This window comes from Streptomyces chiangmaiensis (genome assembly GCF_036281785.1).
Classification (GTDB): domain Bacteria; phylum Actinomycetota; class Actinomycetes; order Streptomycetales; family Streptomycetaceae; genus Streptomyces; species Streptomyces chiangmaiensis.
Genome location: NZ_JAYWVC010000002.1, coordinates 94,935 through 117,231, shown reverse-complemented (window position 1 = coordinate 117,231; position 22,297 = coordinate 94,935). Strand labels below are relative to the sequence as shown.

The 22,297-nt window shown below is 70.7% G+C and carries 20 protein-coding genes; 18 read left to right on the top strand and 2 right to left on the bottom strand.

Translation table 11 applies throughout. From position 1 onward, the window contains the following. Positions 1-13: 13 nt before the first annotated feature. Together efp and nusB are read left to right on the top strand one after the other, a co-directional pair. Complete coding sequence (gene efp / locus VXC91_RS01350) at positions 14-580, top strand: elongation factor P (protein WP_329504462.1); 567 nt, start codon at positions 14-16, stop codon at positions 578-580. Positions 581-582: 2 nt separating this feature from the next. Beyond that, complete coding sequence (nusB, locus tag VXC91_RS01345) at positions 583-1,014, top strand: transcription antitermination factor NusB (protein WP_329504461.1); 432 nt, start codon at positions 583-585, stop codon at positions 1,012-1,014. 101 nt (positions 1,015-1,115) lie between these two features. Here the strand turns inward: nusB and bldD are convergent, their stop codons facing one another. Continuing rightward, positions 1,116-1,616 (bottom strand): transcriptional regulator BldD, encoded by a 501-nt coding sequence (gene bldD / locus VXC91_RS01340; protein WP_055492879.1) that lies wholly within the window; start codon positions 1,614-1,616, stop codon positions 1,116-1,118. A gap of 265 nt (positions 1,617-1,881) precedes the next feature. On the opposite strand from bldD, the gene pyrR reads away from it, so the two are divergent. From pyrR to VXC91_RS01270, 14 genes are all read left to right on the top strand, one after another. Next, on the top strand, positions 1,882-2,454 hold the full coding sequence (pyrR, locus tag VXC91_RS01335) for a bifunctional pyr operon transcriptional regulator/uracil phosphoribosyltransferase PyrR (RefSeq protein ID WP_329504460.1): 573 nt from the start codon (positions 1,882-1,884) through the stop codon (positions 2,452-2,454). Positions 2,455-2,556: 102 nt separating this feature from the next. Next, complete coding sequence (locus VXC91_RS01330) at positions 2,557-3,591, top strand: aspartate carbamoyltransferase catalytic subunit (RefSeq protein WP_329504459.1); 1,035 nt, start codon at positions 2,557-2,559, stop codon at positions 3,589-3,591. Between the two features lie 5 nt (positions 3,592-3,596). After that, positions 3,597-4,892 (top strand): dihydroorotase, encoded by a 1,296-nt coding sequence (locus VXC91_RS01325; protein ID WP_329504458.1) that lies wholly within the window; start codon positions 3,597-3,599, stop codon positions 4,890-4,892. Then, entirely contained in the window at positions 4,889-5,449 is a 561-nt protein-coding gene (locus VXC91_RS01320; protein WP_329504456.1) for a PH-like domain-containing protein, read from the top strand. The genes VXC91_RS01325 and VXC91_RS01320 overlap by 4 nt, the downstream gene beginning before the upstream one ends. Beyond that, a complete protein-coding gene (gene carA / locus VXC91_RS01315; protein ID WP_329504455.1) occupies positions 5,446-6,588 on the top strand; it encodes a glutamine-hydrolyzing carbamoyl-phosphate synthase small subunit in 1,143 nt (380 codons plus the stop codon). Before VXC91_RS01320 ends, carA begins: the two co-directional genes overlap by 4 nt. Beyond that, positions 6,581-9,889, top strand: coding sequence for a carbamoyl-phosphate synthase large subunit (gene carB, locus VXC91_RS01310; protein WP_329504454.1), 3,309 nt, complete (start codon positions 6,581-6,583; stop codon positions 9,887-9,889). The genes carA and carB overlap by 8 nt, the downstream gene beginning before the upstream one ends. 55 nt (positions 9,890-9,944) lie before the next feature. Further along, positions 9,945-11,051, top strand: coding sequence for a quinone-dependent dihydroorotate dehydrogenase (locus VXC91_RS01305; RefSeq protein ID WP_329504453.1), 1,107 nt, complete (start codon positions 9,945-9,947; stop codon positions 11,049-11,051). After that, on the top strand, positions 11,048-11,953 hold the full coding sequence (gene pyrF / locus VXC91_RS01300; RefSeq protein WP_329504452.1) for an orotidine-5'-phosphate decarboxylase: 906 nt from the start codon (positions 11,048-11,050) through the stop codon (positions 11,951-11,953). Before VXC91_RS01305 ends, pyrF begins: the two co-directional genes overlap by 4 nt. 277 nt (positions 11,954-12,230) lie before the next feature. Then, the gene (locus VXC91_RS01295; RefSeq protein ID WP_055492888.1) at positions 12,231-12,554 is read left to right on the top strand and encodes an integration host factor; all 324 of its coding nucleotides are present in this window, start codon (positions 12,231-12,233) and stop codon (positions 12,552-12,554) included. A 37-nt stretch (positions 12,555-12,591) separates the two neighbouring features. Beyond that, positions 12,592-13,149, top strand: a complete 558-nt coding sequence (gene gmk / locus VXC91_RS01290) for a guanylate kinase (RefSeq protein ID WP_329504451.1) — start codon at positions 12,592-12,594, stop codon at positions 13,147-13,149. 51 nt (positions 13,150-13,200) lie between these two features. Continuing rightward, positions 13,201-13,473, top strand: a complete 273-nt coding sequence (gene rpoZ / locus VXC91_RS01285; RefSeq protein WP_005319902.1) for a DNA-directed RNA polymerase subunit omega — start codon at positions 13,201-13,203, stop codon at positions 13,471-13,473. Between the two features lie 149 nt (positions 13,474-13,622). Further along, positions 13,623-14,825: a bifunctional phosphopantothenoylcysteine decarboxylase/phosphopantothenate--cysteine ligase CoaBC gene (gene coaBC, locus VXC91_RS01280; protein WP_329504450.1), complete on the top strand. Its 1,203-nt coding sequence runs from the start codon at positions 13,623-13,625 to the stop codon at positions 14,823-14,825. A gap of 240 nt (positions 14,826-15,065) precedes the next feature. After that, positions 15,066-16,274 (top strand): methionine adenosyltransferase, encoded by a 1,209-nt coding sequence (metK, locus tag VXC91_RS01275; protein ID WP_329504449.1) that lies wholly within the window; start codon positions 15,066-15,068, stop codon positions 16,272-16,274. Between the two features lie 180 nt (positions 16,275-16,454). Next, positions 16,455-18,608, top strand: a complete 2,154-nt coding sequence (locus tag VXC91_RS01270; protein WP_329504448.1) for a primosomal protein N' — start codon at positions 16,455-16,457, stop codon at positions 18,606-18,608. 181 nt (positions 18,609-18,789) lie between these two features. Here VXC91_RS01270 and VXC91_RS01265 read toward each other — a convergent pair whose 3' ends face one another. Then, entirely contained in the window at positions 18,790-19,323 is a 534-nt protein-coding gene (locus VXC91_RS01265; protein WP_329504447.1) for a hypothetical protein, read from the bottom strand. Positions 19,324-19,621: 298 nt separating this feature from the next. Here VXC91_RS01265 and fmt point away from each other — a divergent pair, with 298 nt between their 5' ends. Both fmt and VXC91_RS01255 read left to right on the top strand, forming a co-directional pair. Continuing rightward, complete coding sequence (gene fmt / locus VXC91_RS01260) at positions 19,622-20,554, top strand: methionyl-tRNA formyltransferase (RefSeq protein WP_329504446.1); 933 nt, start codon at positions 19,622-19,624, stop codon at positions 20,552-20,554. A 74-nt stretch (positions 20,555-20,628) separates the two neighbouring features. Next, positions 20,629-22,038, top strand: a complete 1,410-nt coding sequence (locus VXC91_RS01255) for an RsmB/NOP family class I SAM-dependent RNA methyltransferase (RefSeq protein ID WP_329504445.1) — start codon at positions 20,629-20,631, stop codon at positions 22,036-22,038. Positions 22,039-22,297 lie beyond the last annotated feature (259 nt).

The window sequence follows — 22,297 nt, the reverse complement described above, 5'->3', positions numbered from 1 at the left end:
AGATTCCGCAACCGTGGCTTCCACGAACGACCTCAAGAACGGCATGGTGCTCAAGCTCGAAGGCGGCCAGCTCTGGTCCGTCGTCGAGTTCCAGCACGTCAAGCCCGGTAAGGGCCCGGCCTTCGTGCGCACCAAGCTCAAGAACGTGCTCTCCGGCAAGGTCGTCGACAAGACGTTCAACGCCGGTGTCAAGGTCGAGACGGCCACTGTCGACAAGCGCGACATGCAGTTCTCGTACAAGGACGGCGAGTACTTCGTCTTCATGGACATGGAGACGTACGACCAGCTGCACATCGACCCGAAGGCCGTCGGCGACGCCGCGAACTTCCTCATCGAGGGCTTCACGGCTGTCGTCGCGCAGCACGAGGGCGAGGTGCTCTTCGTCGAGCTGCCCGCCGCCGTCGAGCTGACCATCGCCGAGACCGAGCCGGGCGTCCAGGGCGACCGCTCCACCGGCGGCACCAAGCCCGCCACACTGGAGACCGGCCACCAGATCCAGGTCCCGCTCTTCATCACCACCGGTGAGAAGATCAAGGTCGACACCCGTACCAGCGACTACCTCGGCCGGGTGAACGCTTAACCGTGGCTGCCCGTAACACGGCCCGTAAGCGTGCCTTCCAGATCCTCTTCGAGGGGGACCAGCGCGGGGCAGACGTCCTCACGGTCCTCGCGGACTGGATCCGGCACTCGCGGAGCGACACTCGGCAGCCGCCGGTGAGCGAGTACACGATGCAGCTCGTCGAGGGCTACGCGGGGCACGCGCAGCGGATCGACGAGCTGATCGCGCAGTACGCGGTCGGCTGGACGCTCGACCGGATGCCGGTCGTCGACCGCAACATCCTGCGTCTCGGCGCCTACGAGCTGATCTGGGTCGACGAGACCCCCGACGCCGTGGTGCTGGACGAGATGGTGCAGCTCGCCAAGGAGTTCTCCACGGATGAGTCGCCCTCGTTCGTCAATGGACTGCTCGGCCGGCTGAAGGACCTGAAGCCGTCCCTGCGCCGCGAGGGCTGAAGTACACGGTCCGTCGACACCGTCGAAAACGCCGCCGGGGTGGCTGGAGCCATGCGGTTCCGGCCACCCCGGCGGCACGTTTCTGCTGGAGGGTGGAGAGGTCAGCTCTCTTCGTGGGAGACGGCGCGGCGCGCGTCCGCGTCCAGTACGCCCCAGCTGATCAGCTGCTCGGTCAGGACCGAGGGCGACTGGTCGTAGATGACAGCGAGCGTGCGCAGGTCGTCCTGGCGGATCGACAGCACTTTGCCGTTGTAGTCCCCGCGCTGCGACTGGATCGTCGCGGCGTACCGCTGAAGCGGGCCCGCCTTCTCGGCCGGCACATTGGCCAGCCGCTCCAGGTCGAGAACGAGCTTCGGCGGGGGCTCGGCGGCGCCACCGGGAGTGGTGCCAGGCAGCAGTTCCTGCACCGGGACCCCGTAGAAATCCGCCAGCTCGGCAAGGCGCTGCACGGTGACGGCGCGGTCGCCGCGCTCGTACGACCCGACCACGACCGCCTTCCAGCGTCCCTGGGACTTCTCCTCCACACCGTGGAGGGAAAGGCCCTGCTGGGTGCGGATCGCCCGGAGCTTGGCCCCGAGCTGTTTGGCGTATTCGCTGGACATATAGCTCCCCGGACACGGTGTCGACGTGCGGCTCGGCCGCGCGGCTGGTGACTCACTGTGAGGTTACGCAGCGTGACTCTGCCCCGTCAAGCCGAATGGTCCGGACCGACCCTTCCGTGGTAGACGGCGTGCGATGCCACCGAACGAGTGACGCATGAAGCCAGGGGGGTGATCGGCCGCCCTCGGGGGACTGGTAGCGTGTATGGCGCAATTCCGACGTCCTTTAAGGTCCGTCCCGTGAGGCGGAGAAGGAGGTCCGTTTCGTATGGACACGCAGCATCCCGATGCGCGGCCCGTCCTCGAAGGCCCCGACATCGCGCGGGTGTTGACCCGCATCGCCCATGAGATCGTCGAGCGCGCCAAGGGCGCCGACGATGTCATGCTCCTCGGCATCCCGACCCGGGGCGTCTTCCTCGCACGGCGGCTCGCCGTCAAGCTGGAGCAGGTCACCGGCCGCAGGATCCCGGTCGGCTCCCTCGACATCACCATGTACCGCGACGACCTGCGCATGCAGCCGCCGCGCGCGCTCGCCCGCACCGAGATCCCCGGTGACGGCATCGACGGCCGGCTCGTCGTCCTCGTCGACGACGTGCTCTTCTCCGGCCGCACGATCCGCGCCGCCCTCGACGCGCTGAACGACATCGGGCGTCCGCGTGCGGTCCAGCTCGCGGTCCTTGTCGACCGCGGCCACCGCGAACTCCCGATCCGCGCCGACTACGTCGGCAAGAACCTCCCCACGTCGCTGCGGGAGACGGTCAAGGTCCAGCTCGCCGAGGAGGACGGTCGCGACACCGTGCTGCTCGGTGTGAAGCAGACCGCCCCGGGCGCGCAGCGCTAGCACTCCGGCGTACGTCATCGGCGTACGTCCCGCGAGTGCGCTCCGGCGCGCGCCCGCCTGCCCGAAAACTCCCGAATGAACAGTCTTTACGGAGCCTGAAAGATGCAGCGTCATCTCATCTCGGCCGCCGACCTCACCCGCGACGACGCCGTCCTGATCCTCGACACCGCCGAGGAGATGGCCCGGGTCGCGGACCGGCCGATCAAGAAGCTGCCGACCCTGCGCGGCCGCACCGTGGTCAACCTCTTCTTCGAGGACTCCACCCGCACCCGGATCTCCTTCGAGGCGGCCGAGAAGCGACTGTCCGCGGACGTCATCAACTTCTCCGCCAAGGGGTCCAGCGTGTCCAAGGGCGAGTCCCTGAAGGACACGGCCCAGACCCTGGAGGCCATGGGCGTCGACGCCGTCGTCATCCGGCACGGCGCCTCCGGAGCCCCTTACCGCCTGGCCAACTCCGGCTGGATCGACGCCGCCGTGATCAACGCAGGCGACGGCACCCACCAGCACCCGACCCAGGCCCTGCTGGACGCCTTCACCATGCGCCGCCGCCTGGTCGGACGGGATGCGGGGCTCGGTCACGACCTGGCCGGCAAACGCATCACGATCGTCGGCGACGTGCTGCACAGCAGGGTCGCCCGCTCCAACGTCGACCTGCTGCACACCCTCGGTGCCGAGGTCACGCTCGTCGCCCCGCCGACCCTGTTGCCGGTGGCCATCGGGTCCTGGCCCTGCGAGGTCTCGTACGACCTCGACAGCACGGTGCCCAAGTCCGACGCGGTGATGATGCTGCGGGTCCAGCGCGAGCGCATGAACGCCGCCTTCTTCCCGACCGAGCGAGAGTACGCGCGGCGCTACGGCCTCGACGCCGACCGCATGGCCAAGATGCCCGAGGACGCCATAGTGATGCACCCCGGCCCGATGGTCCGCGGCATGGAGATCACCGCCGAGGTCGCGGACTCCGACCGGTGCACCGCCGTGGAGCAGGTGGCCAACGGCGTCTCCATCCGCATGGCCGTCCTGTACCTGCTGCTCGGCGGGAACGAGCCCGCCGTCAGCCACACCCGGCCGCCCGTCTCCCACCACCACCCTTCCGACGAGCGCTCCGCGCACACCGTTTTCGCGGACGAGGAGAAGTAGGACAGATGAGCAAGATCCTTATCCGTGGCGCGAAGGTGCTCGGCGGCGAGCCGCAGGACGTGCTGATCGAGGGCGAGACGATCGCCGAGGTGGGTACCGGACTCGGTATCGACGGCGCGCAGGACGTGACCGTGGTCGAGGCCGACGGCAAGGTGCTGCTCCCGGGCCTCGTCGACTTGCACACCCACCTGCGCGAGCCCGGTCGCGAGGACTCCGAGACCGTCCTGACCGGTACCCGGGCCGCCGCGAGCGGCGGCTACACGGCCGTGTTCGCCATGGCCAACACCTTCCCGGTAGCCGACACCGCCGGTGTCGTCGAGCAGGTCTGGCGGCTCGGCAGGGAGCACGGCTACTGCGACGTGCAGCCCGTCGGCGCCGTCACGGTCGGCCTGGAGGGCAAGAAGCTCGCCGAGCTGGGCGCCATGCACGAGTCGGCGGCGGGCGTCACCGTCTTCTCCGACGACGGCAAGTGCGTCGACGACGCGGTGATCATGCGCCGGGCCCTGGAGTACGTGAAGGCCTTCAGCGGCGTGGTCGCCCAGCACGCGCAGGAGCCGCGGCTGACCGAGGGCGCCCAGATGAATGAGGGCGTGGTCTCCGCCGAGCTGGGTCTCGGCGGCTGGCCGGCGGTCGCCGAGGAGTCGATCATCGCGCGGGACGTCCTGCTCGCCGAGCACGTCGGCTCCCGGGTGCACATCTGCCACCTGTCGACCGCCGGATCCGTCGAGATCGTCCGCTGGGCCAAGTCCCGCGGCATCGACGTCACCGCCGAGGTCACCCCGCACCACCTCCTCCTCACCGACGAGCTGGTGCGCAGCTACAACCCGGTCTACAAGGTCAACCCGCCGCTGCGCACCGAGCGCGACGTGAGGGCGCTGCGCGAGGCGCTCGCCGACGGCACGATCGACATCGTCGCCACCGACCACGCCCCGCATCCCCACGAGGACAAGGACTGCGAGTGGGCTGCGGCCGCCATGGGCATGGTCGGCCTGGAGACGGCCCTGTCCGTGGTCCAGGAGACGATGGTCGACACCGGCCTGCTCGACTGGGCGGGCGTCGCCGACCGGATGTCCTGCAAGCCCGCGAAGATCGGCCGGGCCACCGGCCACGGCCGCCCCGTCGCGGCGGGCGAGCCCGCCAACCTCACGCTCGTCGACACGGCATACCGTGGGCTCGTGAACCCCGCGGGCTTCGCCTCGCGCAGCCGCAACACTCCGTACGAGGGCCGTGAGCTGCCGGGCCGCATCACGCACACATGGCTCCGGGGCAAGGCCACGCTCATCGACGGGAAGCTCGCGTGACACCTGTGATCCTGCTCGCCGCCGAGAAAAAATCGGCGGAAGTGACCGACTGGGCCGCCCGTATCGGCTGGCTCGTGGGGCTCGCCCTGTTCATCGCGCTCGTCTACTGGCTGATGCGCGAGGGCTGGAAGTGGCGCGGCACGCTCCAGGGCGGCCTGCCCGAGCCGTTCACCGCGCCCGAGGAGCCGGGCCCGGCGAAACTGAGCATGAGCGGCCGCTACCACGGGTCCACCACCGCAGGGCAGTGGCTGGACCGCATCGTGGCTCACGGCCTGGGCACGCGTAGCCGGGTCGAGCTCACGCTGACCGATGCCGGCCTCGACGTGGTCCGTCCCGGGGCGAGCGACTTCTTCGTTCCCGCCGACCGGCTGCGCGGTGCCCGGCTCGACAAGGGAATCGCGGGCAAGGTCCTCACCGAGGGCGGACTGCTGGTCGTGACCTGGCAGCTCGGCGACAAGCTGATCGACTCCGGGTTCCGCTCCGATCGTGCGGCCGAGCACAACGACTGGGTCGACACCCTGAACCAGATGATCAACAAGACGGAAGGCGCACGATGACGACCTCCACCAGGGAAGCCTCCAAGGTTCCCGCCGTACTCGTCCTGGAGGACGGCCGGATCTTCCGCGGCCGTGCCTACGGGGCCGTGGGGGTGACCTTCGGCGAGGCCGTGTTCTCCACCGGCATGACCGGCTACCAGGAGACCCTCACCGACCCGTCGTACCACCGCCAGGTCGTCGTGATGACCGCCCCCCACGTCGGCAACACCGGCGTCAACGACGAGGACGCCGAGTCGAAGCGCATCTGGGTCGCGGGCTACGTCGTGCGCGACCCCGCGCGTGTGCCCTCCAACTGGCGCGCCAGGCGCTCGCTGGACGAGGAACTGCGGCACCAGGGTGTCGTCGGCATCTGCGGCATCGACACCCGTGCGCTGACCCGCCATCTGCGCGAGCGCGGCGCCATGCGCGTGGGCATCTTCTCCGGCAACGCCCTGCCCGACGAGGGCACGATGCTCGCCGAGGTGCGCCAGACACCCGAGATGCAGGGCGCGAACCTCGCCGCCGAGGTCGCCACCACAGAGCCCTATGTCGTGCCCGCGATCGGCGAGAAGAAGTTCACCGTCGCCGCGGTCGACCTCGGGATCAAGGGCATGACCCCGCACCGCATGGCCGAGCGCGGCATCGAGGTGCACGTGCTGCCCGCAGCGGCGACCGCCGAGGACGTGTACGCCGTGAACCCGGACGGTGTGTTCTTCTCCAACGGTCCGGGCGACCCGGCCACCGCCGACCACGCGGTCGCCGTCATGCGGGCCGTGCTGGAGCACAGAACGCCGTTGTTCGGCATCTGCTTCGGCAACCAGATCCTGGGCCGCGCGCTCGGCTTCGGCACCTACAAGCTGAAGTACGGCCACCGCGGCATCAACCAGCCGGTGCAGGACCGTACGACCGGCAAGGTCGAGGTCACCGCGCACAACCACGGCTTCGCCGTCGACGCCCCGCTCGACCAGGTCTCCGACACCCCCTACGGCCGTGCCGAGGTCTCCCACGTCTGCCTCAACGACAACGTGGTGGAGGGCCTCCAGCTGCTCGACCGGCCGGCCTTCAGCGTCCAGTACCACCCCGAAGCGGCAGCGGGACCGCACGACGCCGCCTACCTGTTCGACCGCTTCGTATCCCTGATGGAGGGCCAGCGTGCCTAAGCGCACCGATATCCAGTCCGTCCTGGTCATCGGCTCCGGCCCGATCGTCATCGGCCAGGCAGCCGAGTTCGACTACTCCGGCACCCAGGCGTGCCGCGTCCTCAGGGCCGAGGGCCTGCGGGTGATCCTCGTCAACTCCAACCCGGCGACGATCATGACCGACCCGGAGATCGCCGACGCCACCTACGTCGAGCCGATCACCCCCGAGTTCGTCGAGAAGATCATTGCCAAGGAGCGGCCGTGCGCGCTGCTGCCCACCCTGGGCGGTCAGACCGCGCTGAACACGGCCATCAAGCTGCACGAGAACGGCGTCCTGGAGAAGTACGGCGTCGAACTGATCGGCGCCAACGTCGGGGCGATCCACAAGGGCGAGGACCGCGACCAGTTCAAGGAGGTCGTGGAGGAGGTCCGCAGGAAGACCGGGCACGGCGAGTCCGCCCGGTCCGTGATCTGCCACTCCATGGACGAGGTCCTGGCCGGCGTCGAGCAGCTCGGCGGTTACCCGGTCGTCGTCCGGCCCTCCTTCACCATGGGCGGCGCCGGCTCCGGCTTCGCGCACGACGAGGAGGAACTGCGGCGCATCGCCGGGCAGGGCCTCACCCTCTCGCCGACCACCGAGGTGCTCCTGGAGGAGTCCATCCTCGGCTGGAAGGAGTACGAGCTGGAGCTGATGCGCGACAAGCACGACAACGTCGTGGTCGTCTGCTCCATCGAGAACTTCGACCCGATGGGCGTGCACACCGGTGATTCGATCACCGTCGCCCCGGCGATGACCCTGACGGACCGCGAGTACCAGATCCTGCGCGACATCGGCATCGCCGTCATCCGCGAGGTCGGTGTCGACACCGGCGGCTGCAACATCCAGTTCGCGGTGAACCCCGAGGACGGTCGCGTGATCGTCATCGAGATGAACCCGCGGGTGTCGCGTTCGTCGGCCCTCGCCTCCAAGGCGACCGGTTTCCCGATCGCCAAGATCGCGGCCAAGCTCGCCGTCGGCTACACGCTCGACGAGATCCCGAACGACATCACCCAGGAGACCCCGGCCTCCTTCGAGCCGACCCTCGACTACGTCGTGGTCAAGGCGCCACGGTTCGCCTTCGAGAAGTTCCCGAGCGCCGACAACACACTGACCACGACCATGAAGTCGGTCGGCGAGGCCATGGCGATCGGCCGCAACTTCACCGAGGCGTTCCAGAAGGCGCTGCGCTCGCTGGAGAAGAAGGGCAGCCAGTTCACGTTCGTCGGCGACGCGGGCGACAAGGCCGAGCTGCTTCAGGAAGCTCAGCGCCCCACCGACGGCCGGATCAACACGGTCATGCGGGCCATCCGCGCCGGTGCCACCCAGGAAGAGGTCTTCCAGGCCACGAAGATCGACCCGTGGTTCGTCGACCAGCTCTTCCTGATCAAGGAGATCGCTGACGAGCTGGCCGAGGCGTCCGAGCTGACCCCCGAGCTGCTCGCCGAGGCCAAGCGGCACGGCTTCTCCGACCAGCAGATCGCCGAGATCCGCGGTCTGCGCGAGGACGTCGTGCGCGAGGTGCGGCACGCGCTGGGCGTGCGGCCGGTCTACAAGACGGTCGACACCTGCGCAGCCGAGTTCGCGGCGAGGACGCCGTACTTCTACTCGTCCTACGACGAGGAGAACGAGGTCGCCCCGCGCGAGAAGCCCGCGGTGATCATCCTGGGCTCCGGTCCCAACCGGATCGGCCAGGGCATCGAGTTCGACTACTCGTGCGTCCACGCCTCCTTCGCGCTGAGCGACGCCGGGTACGAGACGGTGATGGTCAACTGCAACCCGGAGACGGTCTCGACCGACTACGACACCTCCGACCGCCTGTACTTCGAGCCGCTGACGCTCGAGGACGTGCTGGAGATCGTCCACGCGGAGCGGCAGGCCGGCCCGGTCGCGGGTGTTGTCGTCCAGCTGGGCGGTCAGACCCCGCTGGGCCTGGCACAGGCGCTCAAGGACAACGGCGTGCCGATCGTGGGCACCTCCCCGGAGGCGATCCACGCCGCCGAGGACCGCGGCGCGTTCGGACGTGTGCTCGCCGAGGCCGGTCTGCCGGCTCCCAAGCACGGCACCGCCACCACCTTCGCCGAAGCCAAGGCCATCGCGGACGAGATCGGTTACCCGGTCCTCGTCCGGCCCTCCTATGTGCTGGGTGGACGCGGCATGGAGATCGTCTACGACGAGGCCCGCCTCGCCTCCTACATCGCCGAGTCCACCGAGATCGGCCCCTCCCGGCCGGTGCTGGTCGACCGCTTCCTCGACGATGCGATCGAGATCGACGTCGACGCCCTCTACGACGGTGCGGAGCTCTACCTCGGCGGCGTGATGGAGCACATCGAGGAGGCCGGCATCCACTCCGGCGACTCGGCGTGCGCCCTGCCGCCGATCACGCTCGGCGGTTTCGACATCAAGCGGCTGCGCGCCTCCACGGAGGCGATCGCCCGTGGCGTCGGGGTCCGCGGACTGATCAACATCCAGTTCGCGATGGCGGGCGACATCCTCTACGTCCTGGAGGCCAACCCGCGCGCGTCCCGCACCGTGCCCTTCACCTCGAAGGCCACCGCGGTGCCGCTGGCGAAGGCGGCCGCGCGGATCTCGCTGGGTGCGAGCATCGCCGAGCTGCGCTCCGAAGGACTGCTGCCCACGTACGGCGACGGCGGTGAACTGCCGCTCGACGCGCCGATCTCCGTGAAGGAGGCCGTCATGCCGTGGTCGCGGTTCCGCGACATCCACGGCCGGGGCATCGACACGGTCCTCGGCCCGGAGATGCGGTCCACCGGCGAGGTGATGGGCATCGACTCGGTCTTCGGCACGGCATACGCCAAGTCGCAGGCGGGGGCGTACGGCCCGCTGCCCACCAAGGGGCGTGCCTTCATCTCGGTCGCCAACCGCGACAAACGGTCGATGATCTTCCCGGCGCGTGAGCTGGTCGCCCACGGCTTCGAGCTGCTCGCCACCTCCGGCACGGCCGAGGTGCTCAAGCGCAACGGCATCCACGCCACGATCGTGCGCAAGCAGTCCGAGGGCACCGGACCGAACGGCGAGCGGACCATCGTCCAGCTCATCCACGACGGCGAGGTCGACCTCATCGTCAACACCCCGTACGGCACCGGCGGCCGCCTCGACGGCTACGACATCCGCACAGCCGCCGTCGCCCGCTCCGTGCCCTGCCTGACCACGGTCCAGGCGCTCGCCGCCGCGGTCCAGGGCATCGACGCCCTCAACCACGGTGACGTGGGCGTCAGTTCGCTTCAGGAACACGCGCAGCACCTGACCGCGGCCCGCGACTAGCAGCCCGAGGGGGACACCGGAAACGGTGTCCCCCTCTTCACGAGGACACCGAGAGATGTACAAGCTGTTTTTCCGTCTCGTTTTCCAACGGATGGACCCGGAGCAGGCCCACCACCTGGCCTTCCGCTGGATTCGCCTGGCGGTCCGCGTGCCGGTGCTGCGGACGTTCCTCGCCGCCGTGCTGGCGCCCCGCTACAAGGAACTGCGCACGGAGGCCTTCGGGCTGCGCATGCACGGCCCGTTCGGGCTCGCCGCCGGCTTCGACAAGAACGCGGTCGCGATCGACGGGATGTCGATGCTGGGCTTCGACCACGTGGAGATCGGCACGGTGACCGGGGAGCCGCAGCCCGGCAACCCCAGAAAGCGACTGTTCCGCCTCGTCCCGGACCGGGCACTGATCAACCGCATGGGCTTCAACAACGAGGGCTCGCTGGCGGTCGCCGAGCGCCTGGCCTCGCGCACCCCCGTGTTCCGGACGGTCGTGGGTGTGAACATCGGCAAGACCAAGGTCGTCCCGGAGGCCGAGGCCGCCCCGGACTACGTGAAGTCGACCGAGCGGCTCGCCGCCCACGCCGACTATCTGGTGGTCAACGTCTCCTCCCCGAACACCCCCGGCCTGCGCAACCTGCAGGCGACCGAGGCACTGCGCCCGCTGCTGACCGCCGTCCGCGAGGCCGCCGACCGTACCGTTCCGGGCCGCCGTGTGCCTCTGCTGGTGAAGATCGCCCCCGACCTCGCCGACGAGGACGTCGACGCCGTCGCCGACCTCGCCGTCGACCTGGGCCTGGACGGGATCATCGCCACGAACACCACCATCGCGCGTGAGGGACTCGGGCTGAAGTCCGGGCCGACCCTGGTCAAGGAGGCCGGCGGGCTGTCGGGCGCGCCGCTCGGGACACGCTCGCTGGAGGTGCTGCGCCGCCTCTACGCACGCGTGGGCGACCGCATCACCCTTGTGGGCGTCGGCGGCATCCAGGACGCCGAGGACGCCTGGCAGCGCATCCTGGCCGGTGCCACGCTGGTCCAGGGCTACAGCGCGTTCATCTACGAGGGGCCCTTCTGGGGGCGCGCCATCCACAAGGGGCTCGCCGCACGGCTCCGCACCAGCCCCTACGCCACCCTCGCCGACGCGGTCGGCGCCGATGTGAGGAAGCCCGTATGACCGTCCCCCCGACACCCGACCGCGCCCCCTCGACCAGGCCCTCCGGCTCGCAGCAGCGGCTCTCCGGAGAACCCTTCGGCGCCCGTCTCCGCCGGGCCATGGACGAGCGCGGCCCGCTGTGCGTCGGGATCGACCCGCACGCGTCGCTGCTCGCCGAGTGGGGCCTGAACGACGACGTCTCGGGCCTGGAGCGGTTCAGCCGCACCGTGGTGGAGGCGACGGCCGACCGGGTCGCCGTGCTCAAGCCGCAGAGCGCCTTCTTCGAGCGCTTCGGGTCGCGGGGCGTGGCCGTCCTGGAGAAAACGGTCGAGGAGGCCCGGGCGGCCGGGGCGCTGGTGATCATGGACGCCAAGCGCGGCGACATCGGTTCCACCATGGCCGCCTACGCCGAGTCGTTCCTGAAGAAGGACGCCCCGCTGTTCTCCGACGCGCTCACGGTCTCGCCCTACCTCGGGTACGGGTCGCTGAAGCCGGCCGTGGACCTGGCGCGCGAGAGCGGAGCCGGGCTGTTCGTGCTCGCGCTGACGTCCAATCCGCAGGGGGGCGAGGTGCAGCACGCCGTGCGGCCCGACGGCCGGAACGTGGCGGCGACGATGCTCGCCCATCTGGCCGCCGAGAACGCGGGGGAGGAGCCGCTGGGCTCCTTCGGCGCGGTCGTGGGCGCGACGCTCGGCGATCTGTCCTCGTACGACCTGGACATCAACGGACCCCTTCTCGCGCCCGGCATCGGGGCCCAGGGGGCCACTCCGGCCGATCTTCCCCGGGTCTTCGGGACGGCGGTGCGCCATGTCGTCCCGAACGTGAGCCGGGGAGTGCTGCGGTACGGGCCCGACGTCGTCGCGCTGCGTGACGCCGCGCAACGCTACGCGGAGGAGATCCGGGTCGCGGTGACGGCCACCTGAACCCCGCACGGCCATCGGATGAGCCCTCCGATGAGGGTCTCGAGGAGGGCCTGAGTCTGAATACATCCTCAAATCCTGGGCAATATGTCTGAAAAGTCTGGCTCGATAGAGGCTGACCAGGACTTTTCCGCTGTTCTCGCTGACTCCGGCGCACTTGACCGCTAGTCTCCGACGTGAGTGAACGGGCAAGCGTGTTGCTCGTGGCTCGTCAGGTGTGGGGCGACTAGGTTCCTCACCGGTCCGTATCCGACAGTTCGACATCCGAGGTGACGTAGGCGTGGCTCTTCCGCCCCTTACCCCTGAACAGCGCGCAGCCGCGCTCGAAAAGGCCGCCGCGGCTCGCCGGGAGCGGGCCGAGGTCAAGAATCGACTCAAGCACTCCGGCGCCTCTCTGCACGAGGTCATCAAGCAGGGCCAGGAGAACGACGTCATCGGCAAGATGAAGGTCTCCGCCCTCCTCGAGTCGCTGCCCGGCGTGGGCAAGGTCCGCGCCAAGCAGATCATGGAGCGACTGGGGATCTCCGAGAGCCGTCGCGTGCGTGGCCTCGGTTCCAACCAGATCGCCTCCCTGGAGCGCGAGTTCGGCGGCGCCGCCAGCTGAGTCCGGGACACACCGGGATTGCTGGAATAATCGCTGCATGAGTGAACGTCCGCGGCTGACCGTGCTCTCCGGCCCCTCCGGGGTGGGCAAGAGCACGGTCGTCGCCCACATGCGCCAGGAACATCCCGAGGTCTGGCTCTCGGTGTCGGCGACGACCCGCAGGCCCCGCCCCGGTGAGCGGCACGGAGTCCACTACTTCTTCGTCACCGACGAAGAGATGGACAAGCTGATCGCCAACGGTGAGCTGCTGGAGTGGGCCGAGTTCGCCGGCAACCGCTACGGCACGCCCCGGGCGGCCGTGCTGGAGCACCTGGAGGCCGGTGTGCCGGTGCTGCTGGAGATCGACCTCCAGGGCGCCCGGCAGGTCCGGGAGTCCATGCCCGAGGGCCGGCTCGTGTTCCTGGCTCCCCCCTCCTGGGAGGAGCTCGTGCGCAGGCTCACCGGACGGGGCACCGAGCCGCCGGCGGTGATCGAGCGCCGTCTGGAGGCGGCCAAGATCGAGCTGGCGGCCGAGCCCGAGTTCGATATGACCCTGGTCAACACCTCGGTCGAGGATGTGGCGCGCGAGCTGCTAGCCTTGATAAACGTTGTGTGATCAGGGTTGTGTGATCAGGTCTGATCTTTCCCATCTTTCGGAAGGCAGAGCGTGTCCTCTTCCATCACCGCGCCCGAGGGCATCATCAACCCGCCGATCGACGAGCTCCTCGAGGCCACGGACTCGAAGTACAGCCTCGTGATCTACGCGGCCAAGCGGGCCCGCCAGATCAACGCGTACTACTCGCAGCTCGGCGAGGGCCTCCTCGAGTACGTCGGTCCTCTCGTCGACACCCACGTCCACGAGAAGCCGCTCTCGATCGCCCTGCGCGAGATCAACGCGGGTCTGCTGACCTCCGAGGCCATCGAAGGCCCCGCGCAGTAAGTAGGCGCAGTACGTTCAGCAGTATGTCTATCTGCGGACCGCAGTAGGTTTCCACAGGCCCGACAGCAGCGCTGCCGGGCCTGTGGTGTGTCATGGATGGCGTACGCCTGTGAGTCGCGGCGTACGGGTGTCGAGTGCGGAGAGGACCGATGGACAAGCCGAAGGTCGTTCTGGGGGTCAGCGGCGGCATCGCCGCGTACAAGGCGTGCGAGCTGCTGCGCAGATTCACCGAGTCGGGACATGACGTCAAAGTCGTGCCGACCGCCTCGGCGCTGCACTTCGTCGGCGCAGCCACCTGGTCCGCGCTGTCCGGCAATCCCGTCTCGACCGAGGTCTGGGACGATGTGCACGAGGTCCCGCACGTCCGCATCGGCCAGCACGCCGACCTGGTGATCGTGGCTCCGGCGACGGCCGACGTGCTGGCCAAGGCGGCCCATGGCCTGGCGGACGACCTCCTGACCAACGCACTCCTCACCGCCCGCTGTCCGGTCGTCTTCGCGCCGGCGATGCATATGGAGATGTGGGAGCACGCGGCCACCCAGGAGAACGTGGCGACGCTGCGGCGCCGCGGTGCCGTGGTGCTCGAGCCCGCTGTGGGCCGGCTGACCGGGGTCGACACGGGCAAGGGCCGGCTGCCCGATCCCGCCGAGATCTTCGAGGCCTGCCGCCGGGTGCTGGCCCGGGGCGTGGCCGAGCCCGACCTCGCGGGCCGCCACGTCGTGGTCAGCGGGGGCGGTACCCGCGAGCCGCTCGACCCCGTCCGCTTCCTCGGCAACCGCTCCTCGGGCAAGCAGGGCTACGCCCTGGCCCGTACGGCCGCGGCCCGGGGCGCCCGCGTCACCCTGATCGCCGCCAACACGGGCCTGCCCGACCCGGCCGGAGTCGACGTCGTGCAGGTGGGCACGGCGGTGCAGTTGCGCGAGGCGGTGCTGAAGGCGGCCGCGGACGCGGATGCCGTGGTGATGGCGGCGGCGGTCGCGGACTTCCGCCCGGCGACATACGCCTCGGGGAAGATCAAGAAGAAGGACGACCAAGAGCCGGAGCCCATCGTCCTGGTCAGGAATCCGGACATTCTCGCCGAGATCTCGGCCGACCGCGCCCGTCCGGGCCAGGTGATCGTCGGCTTTGCCGCAGAGACGGACGACGTGCTGGCGAACGGCCGCAAGAAGCTGGAGCGCAAGGGCTGCGACCTGCTCGTGGTGAACGAGGTGGGCGAGCGCAAGACCTTCGGCTCCGAGGAGAACGAGGCGGTCGTGCTGGGCTCCGACGGCAGTGAGACCCCGGTGCCGTACGGCCCGAAGGAAGCGCTGGCCGAGACCGTCTGGGATCTTGTGGCCCCCCGCCTGGCCTGAGCGCTTCCCGCACGCCCTGACTCTTCGGCGGGCCCGGACATTCACGCGTGGCGACCCTGGAAAAGAGCGCGGGGCATTGGGCAGAATGCCCGTGCCGCAGGTCACAGCGCTCCCAAGAGGCGAGACGCGTGGGCCGGTGGCCGGGCGCGACCGATAAACTGTCCCCGGACGACGCCGGGCGCAGCCCCCGTTCCGTCCGCCAATGATCAGCCAGCAGCCGCTGCAACCACAGGGAGCGTTGTGTCCCGTCGCCTGTTCACCTCGGAGTCCGTGACCGAGGGCCACCCCGACAAGATCGCTGACCAGATCAGCGACACCATTCTCGATGCGCTCCTGCGCGAGGACCCCACGTCCCGGGTCGCCGTGGAGACGCTGATCACCACCGGTCTGGTGCACGTGGCCGGCGAGGTCACCACGAAGGCCTACGCCGACATCGCGACGCTGGTCCGCAACAAGATCCTCGAGATCGGTTACGACTCCTCGAAGAAGGGCTTCGACGGCGCCTCCTGCGGTGTCTCGGTGTCGATCGGCGCGCAGTCCCCGGACATCGCGCAGGGTGTGGACACGGCGTACGAGTCCCGTGTCGAGGGCGACGACGACGAGCTGGACCGCCAAGGCGCCGGTGACCAGGGTCTGATGTTTGGTTACGCGTCGGACGAGACGCCCACCCTGATGCCGCTGCCGGTCTTCCTGGCGCACCGCCTGTCCAAGCGGCTGTCCGACGTCCGCAAGAACGGCACGATCCCGTATCTGCGCCCCGACGGAAAGACCCAGGTCACCATCGAGTACGACGGCGACAAGGCGGTCCGCCTGGACACTGTGGTCATCTCCTCGCAGCACGCGAGCGACATCGACCTGGACTCCCTGCTGGCCCCCGATATCCGCGAGTTCGTGGTCGAGCCGGAGCTCAAGGTGCTGATCGACGAAGGCATCAAGCTGGACACGGACGGCTACCGCCTGCTGGTCAACCCCACCGGCCGCTTCGAGATCGGTGGCCCGATGGGCGACGCCGGCCTCACCGGCCGCAAGATCATCATCGATACCTACGGCGGCATGGCCCGTCACGGCGGTGGTGCCTTCTCCGGCAAGGACCCGTCGAAGGTGGACCGTTCGGCGGCGTACGCGATGCGCTGGGTCGCCAAGAACGTGGTGGCCGCCGGCCTTGCCTCGCGCTGCGAGGTCCAGGTCGCGTACGCGATCGGCAAGGCCGAGCCGGTCGGTCTGTTCGTGGAGACCTTCGGCACGGCCAAGGTCGACGCCGAGAAGATCGAGAAGGCGATCGAGGAGGTCTTCGACCTCCGTCCGGCCGCGATCATCCGTGCCCTCGACCTGCTGCGCCCGATCTACGCCCAGACGGCGGCGTACGGCCACTTCGGCCGCGAGCTCCCCGACTTCACCTGGGAGCGCACCGACCGGGTGGACGCCCTGCGGGCGGCGGTGGGCCTGTAAGCCCATCGCACCCACGCGTGCCACGAGGCCCGGCACCCTTTCGGGGGTCCGGGCCTCGGCGCGTCGCACATGACCGTCGGGGATGCCTCCTGCCGCGTACGGTGCCCGCCTGCCGTTGGCGAGGTGCCCGGGGGCCTCGGGCCCGCGCCGGTGTCAGTGGCTTTTGGTAAGAATGCAAGCGTGAGCAGCGGGAACGGGCAGCAGCCGGCGGGCGGGGGAGAGGCCGCGCCGCCGGAGCAGCTTGCGCTGCTGCGTGAGGCCGTGCGGAAGGCCAAGGCGCCCAGGGCCAAGCCACGGACGTGGCGGGGGGCCGCGCCGGCCAAGGAGCTGCCCGTCGCACGCGTGCTGGTGGACAAGGGCGTGCTGCATCTGGACCGCTACTTCGACTACGCGGTGCCCGAGGAACTCGATGCGGTGGCTCAGCCCGGGGTGCGGGTGCGGGTGCGGTTCGGGGCCGGCGGGCGCACCGTGCGCGAGGGGCGACGTGAGGGCGGTGGCCTCATCGACGGGTTCCTCGTCGAGCGCGTGGCCGAGTCCGACTACACGGGGCCCCTCGCGGCACTGGCGCAGGTCGTGTCGCCCGAGCCCGTCCTTTCGCCCGAGCTGCTCGGGCTCGCCCGCGCCGTCGCCGACCGCTACGCGGGCAGTCTCGCCGATGTGCTCCAGCTCGCAGTCCCCCCGCGGCACGCCCGGGCCGAGGCCACCCCGATGGGCGCGCCTCCCGCGCCACCGCCCGCGCCCGACCCCGGGTCCTGGCGGAGGTACGGGCGGGGTACGGACTTCCTGCGGTCGCTGGCCTCCGGCGACGCGCCCCGGGCCGTCTGGACGGCTCTGCCCGGCCCGCAGTGGGCGGAGGAGATCGCCCGCGCCGTGCAGGCGACGCTCGCTTCCGGCCGCGGTGCACTGGTCGTCGTACCGGCCGGGCGGCCCGCCGCGCGGGTGGACGCGGCGCTCCGGGCGCTGATGGGCGACGGCCGGCATGCGCTCCTGACCGCAGACGCCGGGCAGGAGCGGCGGTACCGGGAATGGCTCGCCGTACGCCGCGGTGCGGTGCGAGCCGTCGTCGGGACACGGGCAGCCATGTTCGCTCCGGTACGCGACCTCGGGCTGGTCGTCGTCTGGGACGACGGGGATGCCGGTCACAGCGACGACAACGCTCCCTTCCCACATGTCCGCGAGGTGCTGGAGCTTCGCGCCTCGCGTGACAAGTGTGGGTTTCTGCTGGGTAGTTGGAGCTGCACTGTCGAGGCCGCCCAGCTCGTGGAGAGCGGATGGGCCGCGCCGCTCGTCGCCGACCGCGAGCAGGTGCGGGCCGCCGCGCCGCTGGTACGGACCGTGGGGGACGGAGACCTCGCGCGGGACGAGGCCGCCAGGGCGGCGCGTCTGCCGACGCTCGCCTGGGAGGTCGTACGGGACGGCCTGCGGCACGGGCCTGTGCTGGTACAGGTTCCCCGACGCGGTTATGTGCCCCGCATGGCCTGCGCGCAGTGCCGCGCGCCCGCCCGGTGCCGGCACTGCGCCGGGCCGCTGTCCGCGCAGGACGCGGGAGAGCTGCGGTGCGGGTGGTGCGGGCGGCAGGAGACCGACTGGCACTGTCCGGAGTGCGGCGGGTTCCGGCTGCGGGCGCGGATAGTGGGGGCGCGGCGGACCGCCGAGGAGCTGGGCCGGGCGTTTCCGGCCGTCGCGGTGCGTACCTCCGGACGCGAGCAGGTACTGGACACGGTGCCGGGCACACCCGCCCTGGTCGTCAGCACGCCGGGGGCCGAGCCGGTCGCCGAGGGCGGGTATGCGGCGGCGCTGCTCCTCGACGGATGGGCCATGCTCGGCCGTCCCGATCTGCGGGCGGGAGAGGACGCGCTGCGGCGATGGATCGGTGCCAGCGCGCTCGTACGACCGCAGCCGGCCGGCGGCAGGGTCGTGGTCGTCGCCGAGCCGACGCTGCGGCCCGTGCAGGCGCTTGTGCGCTGGGATCCCGTCGGGCACGCGGTACGGGAGCTCGCCGAGCGGGCCGAGCTGGGCTTTCCGCCGGTGTCACGGATGGCGGCCGTGTCGGGTCCGGCCGACGCCGTGACCGGTTTCCTCGTCGGGGCCCGACTCCCGCCGGACGCCGAGGTGCTGGGGCCCGTACCGCTGCCGGTCACCGAGGCCGGGCGGCCACGCCGGGCCGGCGGGCCGCCGCCGGGGGAGCGGTGGGAGCGGGCGCTCGTCCGGGTGCCGCCGGGGAGCGGGGCCGCGCTGGCCTCCGCGTTGAAGACCGCGCTGGCCGCCCGGACCGCACGTGGCGGGGGTGGCGAGACGGTACGCATCCAGATCGACCCGCCCGACATCGGGTGAAGGGCGGCCGAGGGACGATGCGGAGTCCCCGAGGGCCGAAGGCGGCAGCCGACGCGTCGCCCTTCGTGCCACAGGGCCTCGGCGGGCAGGTAGGCCGCAGGCATGGTGCCCGCAGGCCGGTGTGCGGGCGTCGTCATGCAGCCGCCTCCCGGTGGCGAGGGGAGGCGGGGGATTCGGCGGCTCAGCCGTTGCGCGGGCCCGGAAAGGCCGTCGGCCTGACCTCGTCGCGGAAGGCGGGGGTGCCCGCCGGCGCCTGTGACGGCATGGAGCGGGCCGCGGGGACCGTGGGCATGGCCCCGCTCACGTTGAGGGTGCGACTGCCGGACGGTTCCGGTGCGCGTTCGGTCTCGGCGGGCGCCTGAGCGGCGGCGCGGCGGGCGCCGTAACGACGGTGCACCGCCTGCTTGGTGACGCCGAGTGCGGAGCCCACGGCGTCCCACGAGAAACCGAGTGAACGGTCGAAGTCCACGGCCGCCGTGACCAGGGTCTCGACACTGTCCCGCAACTCCTGGGCGAGACGGACGGTCGGGGCGGGGGCGCGCCCGTAGACGACGAAGCCCGTGGACGGGCCGGAGCGGCGCGGGCGGTAGACGTTGCCCAGTTGGGCGGTGAGGGTGCGCAGTGCGTCCACCTGCCGGCGGACCCGCTCGATGTCCCGCACCAGCAAGTGCAGGCTGGCCCGGGCCTGGGCGTCGTGGGTTGCGTGGTCGGCCATGAACAAGCCTCTCGAACCGGCGTTGAAAAGGGTCGGGCCGCCGACGCGGCCCGCTGTGGTCAACTCTTTCTTGACCAACGCGTTTACGGGTCTGTGGTCACGGGGCGGGGGCGTAAGGGCATATGCGTACGCCCCCAGGAGTGGTGTGCGCTACATGACGCGTTCGCCGTGCGTCGTGGGTGGCCGAAGCGTCCCCGGCGCGCGGGCCCCATAGACTGGTGCGTCGACCGCCCGCCACGGCGCAGCCGGAGGCGTGAGGGTCCGTCAGAGCTCCCGCCCGAGAGGCCGTCATCCACTTATGAGGCTTGTCTTCGCAGGTACCCCCGAGGTGGCTGTTCCCGCACTGGACGCGCTGCTCGCGTCCGGGAGGCACGAGGTCGCCGCCGTCGTCACGCGGCCCGACGCACCGGCGGGACGTGGGCGCAGGCTCGTCGCCAGTCCCGTCGCCGAGCGGGCGGAGGAGGCAGGGATCGAGGTCCTCAAGCCGAACAGGCCCCGGGAGGAGGACTTCCTCGCCCGACTGCGGGAGATCGCGCCCGACTGCTGCCCGGTGGTCGCCTACGGTGCGCTGCTGCCGCGTGTCGCCCTCGACGTCCCCGCCCACGGCTGGGTCAACCTGCACTTCTCCCTGCTTCCCGCCTGGCGCGGCGCCGCCCCCGTGCAGCACTCGGTCCTGGCGGGCGACGCGATCACCGGTGCCTCCACCTTCCTCATCGAGGAGGGGCTCGACTCCGGGCCCGTCTACGGCACCATCACGGAGCAGATCCGGCCCACCGACACCAGCGGGGACCTCCTCACCCGCCTCGCCTTCGCCGGTGCGGGACTGCTCGAGGCCACCATGGACGGCATCGAGGACGGCACGCTGAAGGCCGTGCCGCAGCCCACCGAGGGCGTCACCCTCGCTCCGAAGATCACCGTCGAGGACGCGCACGTCGACTGGTCCGCGCCCGCACTCCGGGTGGACCGCATGGTCCGGGCCTGCACGCCCGTGCCCGGCGCCTGGACCGCCTTCCGCGGCGAGCGGCTGAAGCTCATCCAGGTCGCACCCGTGCCGGAGCGGACGGATCTCGCCCCCGGGCAGCTGTCCGTCGGCAAGAACGACGTGTATGTCGGCACCGGCTCGTACGCCGTCGAGCTGATGTGGGTGCAGGCCCAGGGCAAGAAGCCCATGCGGGCCGCCGACTGGGCGCGTGGGGTGCGGATCGGCAACGGGGAGAGCCTCGGCGACTGACCTCCCCGAACCGCCCGACCCGCACGGACGTAGGCTGGGACACGCACGTCATCCCACACCCGGAGCACCTTTTCGTGAGCGACCAGTCCCGTCGTCCCCGCAAGCCCTATCGCCGGCCCAAGAAGGACCCTGTCCGCATCCTCGCCTTCGATGCGCTGCGCGCCGTCGAGGAGCGGGACGCGTACGCGAACCTCGTGCTGCCGCCGCTGTTGCGCAGGGCCCGCGAGAAGGGCGATTTCGACGCACGGGACGCGGCCCTCACCACAGAGCTGGTCTACGGGACGCTGCGCCGCCAGGGGACGTACGACGCCATCCTCGCAGACTGCGTCGACCGGCCGCTGCGTGACGTCGATCCGCCCGTGCTCGACGTGCTGAGCCTTGGTGCCCATCAGCTGCTCGGGACGCGGATCCCGTCCCACGCCGCGGTGTCGGCCACCGTCGAACTCGCCCGGGTCGTACTCGGCGACGGACGGGCCAAGTTCGTCAACGCCGTGCTGCGCAAGGTCGCCCAGGACGATCTCGACGGCTGGGTGGAGCGGGTGGCACCGCCGTACGACGAGGATCCCGAGGACCACCTCGCGGTCGTGCACTCGCACCCGCGCTGGGTCGTCTCCGCTCTGTGGGACTCTCTCGGCGGCGGCCGCGCCGGCATCGAGGACCTCCTGGAAGCCGACAACGAGCGGCCCGAGGTCACGCTCGTCGCCCGTCCCGGCCGCGCCACCACCGAGGAACTGCTGCGCGAGGAGGCCGCGGTACCGGGCCGATGGTCGCCGTACGCCGTCCGGCTCAGCGAGGGCGGCGAGCCCGGTGCCGTCGAGGCCGTACGGGAAGGCCGTGCCGGCGTTCAGGACGAGGGCAGCCAGCTCGTCGCCCTGGCCGTCGCGAACGCGCCCTTGGACGGACCCGACAAGAGATGGCTCGACGGGTGCGCGGGGCCCGGCGGCAAGGCGGCGCTGCTCGCGGCGCTCGCCGCCGAGCGCGGAGCCGTACTGCTGGCCTCCGAGAAGCAGCCGCATCGGGCCGGTCTGGTGGCGAAGGCACTCGACGGGAATCCCGGCCCCTACCAGGTCATCGCCGCCGACGGGACCCGCCCGCCGTGGCGGGCCGGCAGTTTCGACCGCGTGCTGGTGGACGTGCCGTGCACCGGGCTCGGTGCGCTGCGCCGTCGTCCCGAGGCCCGGTGGCGGCGCCGCCCCGAGGACCTGGACGGTTTCGCGCCGGTCCAGCGCGCCCTGCTGACCACGGCATTGGAGTCAGTGCGCGTCGGGGGCGTCGTCGGCTACGCCACCTGCTCGCCCCATCTCGCCGAGACCCGTGCGGTGGTCGACGACGTGCTGAAGCAGCACCGGGACACCGAACTCGTCGACGCCCGCCCGCTGCTGCCGGGTGTGCCGGCGCTCGGCGACGGTCCCGACGTACAGCTGTGGCCGCATCTGCATGGCACCGACGCCATGTATCTGGCGCTCATCCGCCGGACCGCCTGACCTCCTCGGGCACGCCCTCGTGGGCGACGGCGTCGCAGCCGGTCAGGTGGAGGGCGCCGATGGCCAGGTCGCGCGGGGCCCGCCCCGGCCTGCGTTCCCTGCCATGGGGTCCGCTTGTGAGCTCGTGGGCGTCGTGGAACCTTTCGGGGCCGGTCCGCCGTATGCCTGCCATCGTTCTTGCCCACTCGCCCCGGCGTCTGAGCCCGGTCGATGCCCGCGAGCGTTCCCGGAACGGGTGCCCCCTGGGCGGGGTGCCTTG

Coding starts and splice junctions, on each gene's coding strand:
- coaBC (WP_329504450.1), top strand. CDS start 13,623: ATGGACAAGCCGAAGGTCGTTCTGGGGGTCAGCGGCGGCATCGCCGCG.
- VXC91_RS01330 (WP_329504459.1), top strand. CDS start 2,557: ATGCAGCGTCATCTCATCTCGGCCGCCGACCTCACCCGCGACGACGCC.
- gmk (WP_329504451.1), top strand. CDS start 12,592: ATGAGTGAACGTCCGCGGCTGACCGTGCTCTCCGGCCCCTCCGGGGTG.
- VXC91_RS01305 (WP_329504453.1), top strand. CDS start 9,945: ATGTACAAGCTGTTTTTCCGTCTCGTTTTCCAACGGATGGACCCGGAG.
- bldD (WP_055492879.1), bottom strand. CDS start 1,616: ATGTCCAGCGAATACGCCAAACAGCTCGGGGCCAAGCTCCGGGCGATC.
- fmt (WP_329504446.1), top strand. CDS start 19,622: ATGAGGCTTGTCTTCGCAGGTACCCCCGAGGTGGCTGTTCCCGCACTG.
- VXC91_RS01265 (WP_329504447.1), bottom strand. CDS start 19,323: ATGGCCGACCACGCAACCCACGACGCCCAGGCCCGGGCCAGCCTGCAC.
- pyrF (WP_329504452.1), top strand. CDS start 11,048: ATGACCGTCCCCCCGACACCCGACCGCGCCCCCTCGACCAGGCCCTCC.
- VXC91_RS01325 (WP_329504458.1), top strand. CDS start 3,597: ATGAGCAAGATCCTTATCCGTGGCGCGAAGGTGCTCGGCGGCGAGCCG.
- pyrR (WP_329504460.1), top strand. CDS start 1,882: ATGGACACGCAGCATCCCGATGCGCGGCCCGTCCTCGAAGGCCCCGAC.
- carA (WP_329504455.1), top strand. CDS start 5,446: ATGACGACCTCCACCAGGGAAGCCTCCAAGGTTCCCGCCGTACTCGTC.